The sequence below is a fragment of the Enterobacter cloacae complex sp. P16RS2 genome (genome assembly GCF_014982155.1).
Classification (GTDB): domain Bacteria; phylum Pseudomonadota; class Gammaproteobacteria; order Enterobacterales; family Enterobacteriaceae; genus Enterobacter; species Enterobacter cloacae_M.
Window position 1 is genome coordinate 34,465 of the sequence record NZ_JADCKW010000009.1, and the last position, 13,425, is coordinate 47,889.

The window sequence follows — 13,425 nt, forward strand, 5'->3', positions numbered from 1 at the left end:
GCCAGCCATTTTAAACTACAGGCCGCAATGTGTGCGAATAATTGGCAAAAGGCAGCTCTGGTTGCCTTTTTCTTTGACTCTATGACGTTACAAAGTTAATATGCGCGCCCTATGCAAAAGGTAAAATTACCCCTGACTCTTGATCCGGTTCGTACGGCTCAAAAACGCCTCGATTACGAAGGTATCTATACTTCCGATCAGGCTGAGCGTATTGCCGAATCCGTAGTCAGTGTGGACAGTGATGTAGAATGCTCCATGTCGTTCGCTATCGACAACCAGCGTCTCGCCGTTTTAACCGGTGATGCAAAGGTGACGGTAACGCTCGAGTGTCAGCGTTGCGGGAAACCGTTTGTACAGCATGTTCACACAACGTATTGTTTCAGTCCGGTTCGTTCTGACGAACAGGCTGAAGCACTCCCGGAAGCGTATGAGCCGATTGAGGTTAACGAATTCGGTGAAATCGATCTTCTGGCTCTGGTTGAAGATGAAATCATCCTCACCTTGCCAGTGGTTCCGGTGCATGATTCTGAACACTGTGAAGTGTCCGAGGCGGACATGGTCTTTGGGGAACTGCCTGATGAAGCGCAAAAACCAAACCCATTTGCCGTATTAGCCAGCTTAAAGCGTAAGTAATTGAGGAGTAAGGTCCATGGCCGTACAACAGAATAAACCAACCCGTTCCAAACGTGGCATGCGTCGTTCCCATGACGCGCTGACTGCAGTTACCAGCCTGTCTGTAGACAAGACTTCTGGTGAGAAACACCTGCGTCACCACATCACCGCTGACGGTTTCTACCGCGGCCGCAAGGTTATCACTAAGTAATCACGCGCAAGCGTGATTAGGCTTAGTGAGGATTTCCCCGTGCAAACGGGGAATTTACCGAACCAGGCTGCGACGATACCTTGACACGTCTAACCCTGGCGTTAGATGTCATGGGGGGAGATTTTGGCCCTTCCGTGACAGTGCCTGCAGCATTGCAGGCACTGAATTCTAATTCGCAACTCACACTTCTTTTAGTCGGCAATCCCGACACAATCACGCCATTACTCGCAAAAGCTGACTTTGAACAACGTTCGCGTCTGCAGATTATTCCTGCGCAGTCAGTTATTGCCAGTGATGCCCGACCCTCGCAGGCCATTCGCAATAGTCGTGGCAGCTCTATGCGGATAGCACTGGAGCTGGTGAAAGAAGGGCGAGCTCAGGCTTGCGTCAGCGCGGGGAATACCGGCGCGCTGATGGGCCTCTCGAAATTGCTGCTCAAACCTATTGAAGGTATTGAGCGTCCGGCGCTGGTAACGGTGTTACCGCATCAGCAGAAGGGCAAGACGGTAGTGCTCGATTTGGGCGCTAACGTCGACTGTGATAGTACTATGCTGGCTCAGTTTGCCGTGATGGGATCGGTGCTGGCAGAAGAAGTTGTCGGAATCAATACACCCCGTGTTGCGTTACTGAACATTGGTGAAGAAGAGACCAAAGGCCTGGACAGCATTCGCGAAGCGGCTGAATTGCTCAAACAGGTTCCCTCCATCAACTATATTGGTTATCTCGAAGCCAATGAGTTGCTGACGGGTAAAACGGATGTTCTGGTGTGCGATGGCTTCACCGGAAACGTCACGTTGAAGACCATGGAAGGGGTCGTACGCATGTTTCTTTCTCTGCTGAAATCTCAGGGAGAAGGTAAAAAAAGCGCCTGGTGGCTGATTTTATTGAAGCGTTGGTTACAAAAGAGCCTGACGCGGCGATTCAGTCACCTCAACCCCGACCAGTATAATGGCGCCTGTCTGTTAGGATTGCGCGGCATCGTGATTAAGAGTCATGGCGCCGCCAATCAGCGAGCATTTGCTGTCGCGATTGAACAGGCAGTGCAGGCGGTGCAGCGACAAGTCCCTCAGCGGATTGCCGCTCGCCTGGAATCTGTATTAGCTAAAAGTGACTGAGCGTACATGTATACGAAGATTTTAGGTACCGGCAGCTACCTGCCAAAACAAGTGCGTACCAACGCCGATCTGGAAAAAATGGTAGATACGTCTGACGAGTGGATTGTCACGCGCACAGGTATCCGTGAACGTCGTATTGCCGCGCCAGACGAAACCGTGTCGACCATGGGTTACGAAGCCGCACAGCGTGCTATCGAAATGGCGGGCATTGATAAAGAACAGATTGGTTTGATCGTGGTCGCCACGACGTCTGCCACGCATGCTTTCCCAAGCGCGGCATGCCAGGTGCAGAACATGCTCGGTATTAAAGGCTGTCCGGCGTTTGACGTCGCTGCCGCGTGCGCAGGCTTCACCTATGCGCTGAGCGTCGCCGATCAGTACGTGAAATCCGGTGCCGTTAAATATGCGCTGGTGATCGGTGCTGACGTGCTGGCGCGTACCTGCGATCCTACCGATCGTGGAACGATCATTATTTTTGGTGATGGTGCGGGCGCGGTGCTGCTGGGGCAGTCCGAAGAGCCGGGTATCATCTCTACGCATCTGCATGCTGATGGCAGCTACGGCGAACTGTTGACCCTGCCTAACGCCGATCGCGTTAATCCGGACAACTCGATTTACCTGACTATGGCAGGGAACGAGGTGTTCAAGGTGGCGGTAACCGAGCTTGCACATATCGTTGATGAAACGCTGGAAGCGAATAACCTTGAGCGTACCGCGCTCGACTGGCTGGTGCCGCATCAGGCGAACCTGCGTATCATCAGCGCGACCGCGAAAAAGCTGGGCATGTCGATGGATAACGTTGTGGTGACGCTGGATCGTCACGGCAACACCTCTGCGGCGTCGGTACCGTGCGCATTTGATGAAGCGGTACGCGATGGACGAATCAAACGGGGCCAGTTGGTCTTGCTTGAAGCCTTCGGTGGCGGGTTCACCTGGGGTTCCGCGCTGGTTCGTTTCTAGTATAAGGAATAAAAAATGACGCAATTTGCTTTTGTGTTCCCGGGCCAGGGCTCTCAAACCGTTGGGATGTTGTCTGAAATGGCAGCAAACTACCCGGTAATTGAAGAGACTTTCCGTGAAGCTTCTGATGCACTGGGTTATGATTTATGGGCGCTGACCCAGCAGGGTCCGGCTGAAGAACTGAACAAAACCTGGCAGACTCAGCCAGCGCTGCTGACCGCGTCAGTTGCGCTGTGGCGCGCCTGGCAGCAGCAGGGCGGTAAAGCGCCAGCGCTGCTCGCGGGTCATAGCCTGGGTGAATACTCTGCGCTGGTGTGTGCTGGCGTGATCGCGTTTGCTGACGCGGTACGTCTGGTTGAACTGCGCGGTAAATTCATGCAGGAAGCGGTGCCGGAAGGCACGGGCGGCATGTCTGCCATCATCGGTCTGGATGATGCTGCAATTGCAAAAGCGTGTGAAGAATCTGCTGAAGGCCAGGTTGTCTCTCCGGTAAACTTCAACTCGCCGGGCCAGGTGGTTATTGCCGGTCATAAAGAAGCGGTTGAACGCGCGGGGGCGGCCTGTAAAGCAGCGGGTGCTAAGCGTGCGCTGCCGCTGCCGGTCAGCGTGCCGTCTCACTGTGCTCTGATGAAGCCTGCCGCCGAGAAGCTGGCGGTTGAGCTGGAAAAAATTACGTTTAACACACCGACGATTTCCGTTGTGAACAACGTCGATGTGAAATGCGAAACCACGCCGGAAGCTATCCGTGACGCACTGGTTCGCCAGCTCTACAGCCCGGTACAGTGGACCAAAACCGTTGAGTTTATGGCCGCTCAGGGCGTTGAGCATCTGTATGAAGTCGGCCCAGGTAAAGTCCTCACCGGTCTGACAAAACGTATTGTTGACACCCTGACAGCCTCGGCGATTAACGAGCCGGAAGCGATGTCAGCGGCACTCTCGCAATAAAAGAGGAATACCATGAGTTTTGAAGGAAAAATCGCCCTGGTCACTGGCGCAAGCCGCGGTATCGGGCGTGCAATTGCTGAAACACTGGTTGCGCGCGGCGCGAAGGTGATTGGTACAGCAACCAGCGAGAATGGCGCTCAGGCCATCAGCGAGTATCTGGGTGCAAACGGTAAAGGTCTGGTACTGAATGTGACCGAACCTGCATCTATCGAATCTGTTCTGGAAAATATTCGCGCAGAGTTTGGTGAAGTGGATATTCTGGTAAACAATGCCGGGATCACTCGCGATAACCTGTTAATGCGAATGAAAGACGACGAGTGGAACGATATCATCGAAACCAACCTGTCATCTGTATTCCGTCTGTCAAAAGCGGTAATGCGCGCTATGATGAAAAAGCGTCATGGTCGTATTATCACTGTCGGTTCTGTGGTTGGTACCATGGGAAATGCTGGTCAGGCTAACTACGCTGCGGCGAAAGCAGGTCTGATTGGTTTCAGTAAGTCGCTGGCGCGTGAAGTCGCGTCCCGCGGTATTACTGTAAACGTTGTTGCTCCGGGCTTTATTGAAACGGACATGACGCGTGCGCTGACTGATGAGCAGCGTGCGGGTACGCTGGCGGCAGTTCCGGCGGGTCGTCTTGGCGACCCTAAAGAAATCGCCAGTGCGGTTGCATTTTTAGCCTCTGACGAAGCGGGTTACATTACTGGTGAGACCCTCCACGTCAACGGCGGGATGTATATGGTTTAACCACGATGAAAAATATTTGCGTTATTAGGGCGAATGGCCTCAAAATAACGTAAAATCGTGGTACGAACTGCCGGGATTTAGTTGCAAATTTTTCAACATTTTATACACTACGAAAACCATCGCGAAAGCGAGTTTTGATAGGAAATTTAAGAGTATGAGCACTATCGAAGAACGCGTTAAGAAAATTATCGGCGAACAGCTGGGCGTTAAGCAGGAAGAAGTTGTGAACTCCGCTTCCTTCGTTGAAGACCTGGGCGCAGATTCTCTTGACACCGTTGAGCTGGTAATGGCTCTGGAAGAAGAGTTTGATACTGAGATTCCGGACGAAGAAGCTGAGAAGATCACCACCGTTCAGGCTGCCATTGATTACATCAACGGTCACCAGGCGTAAGTGAACATCTCCAGGCGGTCATTCGACCGCCTGAGTTTTATCTTTATTTAGTCCCACGAATCTCTTTTTTTTATCCCTCCCTGGAGGACAAACGTGTCTAAGCGTCGTGTAGTTGTGACCGGACTTGGCATGTTGTCTCCTGTCGGCAATACCGTAGAGTCCACCTGGAAAGCTCTCCTTGCCGGTCAGAGCGGCATCAGCCTAATCGACCATTTCGATACTAGCGCCTATGCAACAAAATTTGCTGGCTTAGTAAAGGATTTTAACTGTGAAGATATCATCTCGCGCAAAGAACAGCGCAAGATGGATGCCTTCATTCAATATGGAATTGTCGCTGGCGTTCAGGCCATGCAGGATTCTGGTCTTGAGATTACGGAAGAGAACGCAACCCGTATCGGCGCCGCTATCGGCTCCGGGATTGGCGGTCTTGGCCTGATCGAGGAAAACCATACATCTCTGATGAATGGCGGCCCGCGTAAGATCAGCCCGTTCTTCGTTCCGTCCACGATTGTTAACATGGTGGCAGGTCACCTGACCATCATGTTCGGCCTGCGTGGGCCAAGCATTTCAATCGCGACTGCCTGTACGTCTGGCGTACATAACATCGGCCAGGCCGCGCGCATTATTGCGTACGGCGATGCAGATGCTATGGTTGCGGGCGGTGCTGAAAAAGCCAGTACCCCACTGGGTGTCGGCGGTTTCGGTGCGGCGCGTGCGCTGTCTACCCGTAACGATAACCCGCAGGCGGCGAGCCGTCCGTGGGATAAAGACCGTGACGGCTTCGTGCTGGGCGACGGGGCGGGCATGATCGTACTGGAAGAGTACGAACACGCGAAAAAACGCGGCGCGAAAATTTATGCTGAAATCGTTGGTTTCGGCATGAGCAGCGATGCTTACCACATGACGTCTCCTCCTGAGAACGGCGCGGGTGCTGCGCTGGCGATGGAAAACGCGATTCGTGATGCGGGTATTACCCCAGCACAAATTGGCTACGTGAACGCGCACGGTACTTCTACACCTGCAGGCGATAAAGCTGAAGCTCAGGCGGTTAAGTCTATCTTCGGCGAATCTGCCAGCCGCGTAATGGTGAGCTCCACCAAGTCCATGACCGGTCACCTGCTGGGTGCGGCGGGTGCGGTAGAGTCAATCTACTCCATCCTTGCGCTGCGCGATCAGGCTGTTCCGCCAACCATCAACCTGGATAACCCGGATGAAGGTTGCGATCTGGACTTCGTTCCTCACGAAGCGCGTCAGGTTAGCGGTATGGAGTACACCCTGTGTAACTCCTTCGGCTTCGGTGGTACCAACGGTTCTCTGATCTTCAAAAAGATCTGATCCTGACGTCCCTGTCGCATTTAAAAAGGTCCGCTTGCCGGGCCTTTTTTATTAAGCCTAATCTTCTTGTCGGCTGCATGACATCCTGCCAGACTAATTGCCCACGCATAAGGAGCCACCATGTTTTTAATCAATGGCCTTGAGCAGGACACGCTGCCTGCCAGCGACAGGGCGATACAGTTCGGTGATGGTTGCTTTACGACGGCGCGCATTCTGGACGGTGATGTCTGCCTGCTGGAGGCGCACATTCGACGCCTGCAGCATGGCTGTGAAAAGCTAATGATCCCCTTTACGCAATGGGACACGCTGCGTCAGGAAATGTGCGAGCTGGGAACCGGGAAGGACAGCGGCGTACTCAAAGTCATCATCAGCCGCGGCAGTGGTGGCCGGGGTTACAGCGCTGCATCGTGCCTCAACCCAACGCGTATCCTCTCCGTTTCTGCTTATCCCGCGCATTATTCTCGCTGGCGAGAAGACGGCGTCACGCTGACGCTGAGCCCTGTACGACTGGGACGAAACCCGATGCTGGCCGGGCTTAAGCATCTCAATCGCCTGGAGCAGGTGCTCATTCGTACTCATCTTGAACAGACGGACGCCGATGAGGCGCTGGTTCTTGACAGCGAAGGGTTCATTACGGAATGCTGTGCGGCTAATTTACTCTGGCGGCAGGGGGAAGAGGTGTTCACTCCGTCGCTGGAATACGCTGGCGTAAATGGGTTAATGCGTCAGTTTTGTCTGCAACAGCTGGCACGCTCTGGCTTTCGCGTTGTCGAAGTTAGCGCAGGAGAAGCCGCGCTACAGACCGCCGATGAAGTCATCATCTGCAATGCGCTGATGCCTGTTGTACCCGTCCGTGCGTATGGTCAACAACGATGGTCTTCGCGCGAACTGTTTCATTTTTTAGCCCCGATATGTGAGCAAACCAGATAGTCATGAAAAAAATGTTGCGCTTTGTCCTTATCCTCATCGTTGCGCTGGGCGTCGCCGGCGGAGCGGGCATATGGAAAGTTCGCCAGCTGGCGGACAGCAAGATCCTGGTTAAAGACGAAACGATCTTTACCCTGAAAGCGGGAACCGGCCGTCAGGCGCTTGGGGAACAGCTCTATGGCGACAAGATTATCAATCGTCCACGGGTATTCCAGTGGCTATTGCGTGTGGAGCCTGAGCTGTCACATTTCAAAGCTGGTACCTATCGCTTTACGCCGGGAATGACCGTCAGAGAGATGCTGCAGCTGCTGGAAAGCGGTAAAGAAGCCCAGTTCCCACTGCGGTTTGTGGAAGGGATGCGCCTGAGCGATTACCTTAAACAGCTGCGTGACGCGCCGTATATCAAACATACCTTACAAGACGATAGCTATCAGACGGTGGCAGAAGCGCTGAAGCTTGAACATCCGGAATGGGTGGAAGGCTGGTTCTGGCCAGACACCTGGATGTACACGGCAGGCACGACCGATGTGGCTATCCTGAAGCGGGCGCACAAAAAAATGGTTGCCGCCGTAGATGCCGCCTGGGAAGGGCGGATGGAAGGATTGCCTTACAGCGATCCGAACCAGTTCGTCACCATGGCCTCGATCATCGAGAAAGAGACGGCCGTCGCTGCTGAGCGCGATCGGGTGGCGTCAGTATTTATCAACCGTCTGCGCATCGGCATGCGTCTGCAAACCGACCCTACCGTAATCTACGGCATGGGCGAGAGCTACACGGGCAAAATCTCAAGAAAAGATCTGGAGACGCCAACGGCGTATAATACTTACGTGATTAGCGGTTTACCGCCGGGCCCGATTGCCACGCCGAGCGAAGCGTCGCTGAAAGCCGCCGCGCATCCGGCTAAAACACCGTATCTCTATTTTGTGGCTGATGGAAAAGGGGGGCATACCTTTAACACCAACCTTGCCAGCCACAATCGCTCTGTTCAGGACTATCTGAAGGCACTTAAGGAAAAAAATGCGCAGTAAATACATTGTCATTGAGGGACTCGAAGGGGCGGGTAAAACCACTGCCCGCAACGTGGTGGTGGATACGCTCAAAGCGCTTGGCGTGGCGGACATGGTATTTACCCGCGAGCCGGGCGGCACGCAGCTGGCTGAAAAGCTGCGCAGCCTGGTGCTGGATATCAAATCCGTCGGCGACGAGGTTATCACTGACAAGGCCGAAGTGCTGATGTTCTACGCGGCGCGCGTTCAGCTGGTTGAGACGGTGATCAAACCCGCCCTGGCCGAGGGCAAGTGGGTGATCGGCGACCGTCACGATCTGTCGACTCAGGCGTATCAGGGCGGAGGACGTGGCATCGACCAGACAATGCTCGCAACGCTGCGTAATGCCGTATTGGGTGATTTTCGCCCCGACCTGACGCTCTATCTGGATGTGACCCCGGAAGTGGGTCTCAAACGTGCGCGCGCGCGCGGCGAGCTGGACCGCATTGAACAAGAGTCGTTTGATTTCTTTAACCGCACTCGTGCGCGCTATCTTGAGCTGGCCGCACAGGACAGCTCAATTTGTACCATCGATGCGACGCAGTCCCTGGACGACGTCACGCGCGACATTCAGCACACCATTACGCAGTGGGTGCAGGAGCAGCAGGCATGAAATGGTATCCATGGTTGCGCCCACACTTTGAACAGCTGATCGGCAGCTATCAGGCGGGTCGGGGGCATCATGCGTTACTGATTCAGGCATTGCCAGGAATGGGTGATGATGCGTTGATTTATGCCATCACCCGTTTTCTGCTGTGTCAGCAGCCGGAAGGGCACAAGAGCTGTGGTAAATGCCGTGGCTGCCAGCTGATGCAGGCGGGCACGCATCCTGACTACTACACTCTTGAGCCTGAGAAGGGCAAAAGCGCGCTCGGTATTGATGCCGTGCGTGAGGTCAGTGAAAAATTGTATGAACATGCGCGACTGGGCGGCGCTAAAGTGGTCTGGCTTAAAGACGCCACGCAGCTGACCGAGGCGGCCGCTAATGCCCTGCTGAAAACCCTGGAAGAGCCGCCGGTAAAAACGTGGTTTTTCCTCTCGTGCCGCGACCCGGGAAGATTACTGGCGACGCTGCGTAGCCGCTGTCGTCTTCATCACCTTGCGGTTCCTCAGGAATCGTGGGCGCTGAGCTGGCTGGAACGAGAGGTGACAACGTTACCTGAGAGCGCGCTGTCCGCCTTGCGTCTGAGCAGCGGCGCGCCTGCGGCGGCGCTGGCATTACTGCAGCCTGACGTCTGGTCAGAGCGAGAAACGCTCTGCCGTGCCATCGAAACGGCACTGAATAACCACGACTGGCTAAGTTTACTACCTGCGCTTAACAGCGAGCGGGCCGTTGATCGGCTGCACTGGCTGGCCTCCTTGCTGCTGGATGCGCTCAAAATCCAGCAAGGGGCAACGCTTTTGACCAACCCGGACGCGTGGCCGCTGGTGAATACGCTGGCGAACCGCCTCTCAGGGACGGTTCTTCACGCTATGCTTCATGAAATTTGCCAAAGCCGTGAACAGCTTTTAACCGTGACGGGGCTTAATCGCGAGCTTTTATTGACCGACCAGTTACTGCGTATCGAACATTACCTGCAACCCGGCGTCACACCGCCAGTTTCCCATCTCTGAGAGAGACATTATGTTTTTAGTCGACTCACACTGCCATCTTGATGGCCTGGATTATCAATCCCTGCACAAAAACGTGGATGACGTGCTGGCAAAAGCCGCTGCCCGCGATGTGAAATTCTGTCTTGCGGTGGCGACGACGCTGCCGGGCTATCGCTCCATGCGTGAGCTGGTGGGCGTTCGCGATAACGTGGTGTTCTCCTGCGGCGTACATCCGTTGAATCAGGACGAGGCCTACGACGTTGAGGATCTGCGCCGACTGGCAGCCGAAGAGGGCGTGGTGGCGATGGGCGAGACCGGGCTGGACTATTTTTACACGCCGGAAACCAAACCGCGCCAGCAGGAGTCCTTCCGCAACCATATTCGCATTGGCCGGGAACTGAACAAGCCGGTTATCGTCCACACCCGCGATGCGCGCGCGGATACCCTGGCTATCCTCCGGGAAGAAAAGGTGACGGATTGCGGTGGCGTACTACACTGTTTCACAGAAGACAGAGAAACGGCGGGGAAGCTGCTTGATTTGGGGTTTTATATCTCGTTTTCGGGGATCGTGACGTTCCGTAACGCTGAGCAGCTGCGTGATGCTGCACGTTATGTTCCGCTCGATCGCATTCTGGTGGAGACGGATTCTCCGTACCTGGCACCGGTACCGCATCGCGGTAAAGAGAACCAGCCCGCTATGACGAGAGACGTGGCTGAGTACATGGCCGTACTGAAGGGCGTCAGCATCGATGAGCTGGCCCGTGTGACGACGGAAAACTTCTCCACGCTGTTCCATATCGACCCCGCCCGCCTGCAATCTGTCTGATACACCTGTTTTTTTTAGGCTCGTAATTAATAAGTAAAGCGAGTAAAGTTCACCGCCTCATTTGGGGCGGTGAGTGTGTATTTAGACACATCCGGACATGCTTTTTGTAAATAACTGAAAGTTTTTCGACCGCCTTAAGCTGAAACGTGATAGCCGTCAAACAAACTCAGAGGGAATTATTTTACTCTGTGTAATAAATAAAGGGCGCTTAGATGTCCTGTCCACGGCACGGTACTCCCCCCGGGCCAATGCGTGAAAGCGTAAAAAAAGCACAAATACTCAGGAGCACTCTCAATTATGTTTAAGAATGCATTTGCTAACCTGCAAAAGGTCGGTAAATCGCTGATGCTGCCAGTATCCGTACTGCCTATCGCAGGTATCCTGCTGGGTGTCGGTTCTGCTAACTTCAGCTGGCTGCCAGCCGTAGTGTCCCACGTGATGGCCGAAGCAGGCGGTTCTGTCTTTGCTAACATGCCACTGATCTTCGCGATCGGTGTGGCTCTGGGCTTCACCAATAACGACGGCGTTTCTGCGCTGGCTGCAGTGGTTGCCTACGGCATCATGGTGAAAACCATGGCTGTGGTTGCGCCGCTGGTTCTGCATTTACCGGCAGAAGAGATCGCCGCGAAACACCTGGCGGACACCGGTGTTCTGGGCGGTATCATCTCCGGTGCGATTGCAGCGTATATGTTTAACCGCTTCTATCGCATCAAGCTGCCTGAGTATCTGGGCTTCTTCGCGGGCAAGCGTTTCGTTCCGATCATCTCTGGTCTGGCAGCGATTTTCACTGGCGTGATCCTGTCCTTCATCTGGCCACCAATCGGCTCTGCTATCCAGACCTTCTCTCAGTGGGCTGCTTACCAGAACCCGGTTGTGGCGTTTGGTATCTACGGCTTCATCGAGCGTTGCCTGGTGCCATTCGGTCTGCACCACATCTGGAACGTTCCATTCCAGATGCAGATTGGTGAATTCACCAACGCAGCAGGCCAGGTATTCCACGGCGATATCCCACGTTATATGGCGGGCGACCCAACTGCAGGTAAACTGTCTGGTGGCTTCCTGTTCAAAATGTACGGTCTGCCGGCCGCGGCGATTGCTATCTGGCACTCTGCTAAGCCAGAGAACCGTGCAAAAGTGGGCGGTATCATGATCTCCGCAGCGCTGACCTCGTTCCTGACCGGTATCACCGAGCCGATCGAGTTCTCCTTCATGTTCGTTGCGCCGATCCTGTACGTTATCCACGCGATTCTGGCGGGCTTGGCGTTCCCAATCTGTATCCTGCTGGGTATGCGTGACGGTACGTCCTTCTCTCACGGTCTGATCGACTTCATCGTTCTGTCCGGTAACAGCAGCAAACTGTGGCTGTTCCCAATCGTGGGTGCGTGCTATGCCGTCGTTTACTACACCATCTTCCGCGTGCTGATTAAAGCACTGGACCTGAAAACTCCGGGTCGTGAAGATGCGACAGAAGACAGCAAAGCTGGCGCGACCAGCGAAATGGCTCCGGCACTGGTCGCAGCGTTCGGCGGTAAAGAGAACATCACTAACCTGGACGCGTGCATCACTCGTCTGCGTGTGAGCGTTGCCGACGTAGCGAAAGTAGACCAGCCGGGTCTGAAAAAACTGGGCGCAGCGGGCGTAGTTGTTGCAGGTTCTGGTGTACAGGCAATCTTCGGTACCAAATCCGATAACCTGAAAACCGAAATGGATGAGTACATCCGCAGCAACTAAGTTGTGACCTGGGGAGACTAAGGCAGCCGAATGGCTGCCTTTTTTATTTGTGTCTTAAAAAACGCCACTGAGACGCGAGAGCGGTCACTCTTCAGTCAGCTGATGAACATTCAGGAAAGAAATCGAGGGAGGAGGTTGAAAGGACAGGAGAAACTCGCTCATACTCTTGGATTGTGTCACACACCGAACCCCGGGAGTGTGTTTACAGCGGACGCATTGCGCCAGATTAAACAAAAAAGGAAAAGGTCATGGCTGAAGAAACGATTTTCAGTAAAATTATCCGCCGCGAAATTCCGTCAGATATCGTCTATCAGGATGAACTGGTGACGGCTTTCCGGGACATTTCCCCTCAGGCTCCGACGCACATCCTTATCATTCCCAATATTCTGATTCCGACTGTAAACGACGTAAAAACCGAGCATGAAGTGGCGTTAGGTCGTATGCTGACGGTGGCTGCCAAAATCGCTGAACAGGAAGGGATTGCAGAAGACGGTTACCGTCTGATCATGAACTGCAACCGCCATGGTGGTCAGGAAGTTTATCATATTCACATGCATCTGCTGGGTGGTCGTCCTCTGGGGCCGATGCTGGCACATAAAGGTCTTTGACATGCTGAAAGGGCGTATTGCAGCGCTGGTAATGGCGATGATGATTGTGGGGTGCAGCTCGCGTCCGGCGATCCCCGTGAATGATGAACAGACGCTGGTCATGGAGTCCTCCGTGCTTGCCGCGGGTATTACGGCGCAACAGCCCGCGTTGACCATCAGCGAAATCAACTCATCTGCCTCCTCTACGCTCTTTAATGAAAGACATGAACCAGTGACGGTCCACTACCGTTTTTTCTGGTATGACGTAAGAGGTCTTGAAATGCATCCGCTGGAGGCGCCGCGCAGCGTCACCATTCCGGCCAGGTCGTCGGTAACGCTCTATGGCAGCGCCAACTATCTGGGTGCGCATAAGGTGAGACTTTATCTTTATCTCTGAGG

General features: G+C 54.2%; 16 protein-coding genes. All 16 read left to right on the forward strand.

Annotated elements, in window-relative coordinates:
• Positions 1-111 precede the first annotated feature (111 nt).
• Complete coding sequence (gene yceD / locus INF68_RS05145; RefSeq protein ID WP_014883375.1) at positions 112-633, forward strand: 23S rRNA accumulation protein YceD; 522 nt, start codon at positions 112-114, stop codon at positions 631-633.
• A gap of 16 nt (positions 634-649) precedes the next feature.
• Complete coding sequence (gene rpmF, locus INF68_RS05150; protein WP_003857964.1) at positions 650-823, forward strand: 50S ribosomal protein L32; 174 nt, start codon at positions 650-652, stop codon at positions 821-823.
• 80 nt (positions 824-903) lie between these two features.
• The gene (gene plsX / locus INF68_RS05155; protein ID WP_059290957.1) at positions 904-1,938 is read left to right on the forward strand and encodes a phosphate acyltransferase PlsX; all 1,035 of its coding nucleotides are present in this window, start codon (positions 904-906) and stop codon (positions 1,936-1,938) included.
• Positions 1,939-1,944: 6 nt separating this feature from the next.
• Positions 1,945-2,898, forward strand: a complete 954-nt coding sequence (locus INF68_RS05160) for a beta-ketoacyl-ACP synthase III (RefSeq protein ID WP_023311150.1) — start codon at positions 1,945-1,947, stop codon at positions 2,896-2,898.
• 15 nt (positions 2,899-2,913) lie between these two features.
• Positions 2,914-3,843, forward strand: a complete 930-nt coding sequence (fabD, locus tag INF68_RS05165) for an ACP S-malonyltransferase (protein WP_109844466.1) — start codon at positions 2,914-2,916, stop codon at positions 3,841-3,843.
• A 12-nt stretch (positions 3,844-3,855) separates the two neighbouring features.
• A complete protein-coding gene (gene fabG, locus INF68_RS05170; protein ID WP_008500795.1) occupies positions 3,856-4,590 on the forward strand; it encodes a 3-oxoacyl-ACP reductase FabG in 735 nt (244 codons plus the stop codon).
• Positions 4,591-4,744: 154 nt separating this feature from the next.
• Positions 4,745-4,981, forward strand: coding sequence for an acyl carrier protein (gene acpP / locus INF68_RS05175; protein WP_003857954.1), 237 nt, complete (start codon positions 4,745-4,747; stop codon positions 4,979-4,981).
• Between the two features lie 93 nt (positions 4,982-5,074).
• Positions 5,075-6,316: a beta-ketoacyl-ACP synthase II gene (gene fabF, locus INF68_RS05180; protein ID WP_023311152.1), complete on the forward strand. Its 1,242-nt coding sequence runs from the start codon at positions 5,075-5,077 to the stop codon at positions 6,314-6,316.
• 120 nt (positions 6,317-6,436) lie between these two features.
• Positions 6,437-7,246 carry an aminodeoxychorismate lyase gene (gene pabC, locus INF68_RS05185; protein WP_126786213.1) on the forward strand — a complete coding sequence of 270 codons (810 nt, stop codon included), beginning with the start codon at positions 6,437-6,439 and terminating at the stop codon, positions 7,244-7,246.
• A 2-nt stretch (positions 7,247-7,248) separates the two neighbouring features.
• Complete coding sequence (gene yceG / locus INF68_RS05190; RefSeq protein WP_126786212.1) at positions 7,249-8,271, forward strand: cell division protein YceG; 1,023 nt, start codon at positions 7,249-7,251, stop codon at positions 8,269-8,271.
• Positions 8,261-8,902: a dTMP kinase gene (gene tmk, locus INF68_RS05195; protein WP_023311155.1), complete on the forward strand. Its 642-nt coding sequence runs from the start codon at positions 8,261-8,263 to the stop codon at positions 8,900-8,902. Before yceG ends, tmk begins: the two co-directional genes overlap by 11 nt.
• Positions 8,899-9,903 carry a DNA polymerase III subunit delta' gene (gene holB, locus INF68_RS05200; protein ID WP_126786211.1) on the forward strand — a complete coding sequence of 335 codons (1,005 nt, stop codon included), beginning with the start codon at positions 8,899-8,901 and terminating at the stop codon, positions 9,901-9,903. The genes tmk and holB overlap by 4 nt, the downstream gene beginning before the upstream one ends.
• 10 nt (positions 9,904-9,913) lie before the next feature.
• The gene (locus INF68_RS05205; protein ID WP_023311157.1) at positions 9,914-10,708 is read left to right on the forward strand and encodes a metal-dependent hydrolase; all 795 of its coding nucleotides are present in this window, start codon (positions 9,914-9,916) and stop codon (positions 10,706-10,708) included.
• A 297-nt stretch (positions 10,709-11,005) separates the two neighbouring features.
• A complete protein-coding gene (gene ptsG / locus INF68_RS05210) occupies positions 11,006-12,439 on the forward strand; it encodes a PTS glucose transporter subunit IIBC (RefSeq protein WP_023311158.1) in 1,434 nt (477 codons plus the stop codon).
• A 248-nt stretch (positions 12,440-12,687) separates the two neighbouring features.
• A complete protein-coding gene (gene hinT, locus INF68_RS05215; RefSeq protein WP_006809243.1) occupies positions 12,688-13,047 on the forward strand; it encodes a purine nucleoside phosphoramidase in 360 nt (119 codons plus the stop codon).
• A 1-nt stretch (position 13,048) separates the two neighbouring features.
• Entirely contained in the window at positions 13,049-13,423 is a 375-nt protein-coding gene (locus INF68_RS05220) for a YcfL family protein (RefSeq protein WP_023311159.1), read from the forward strand.
• Positions 13,424-13,425: the final 2 nt, after the last annotated feature.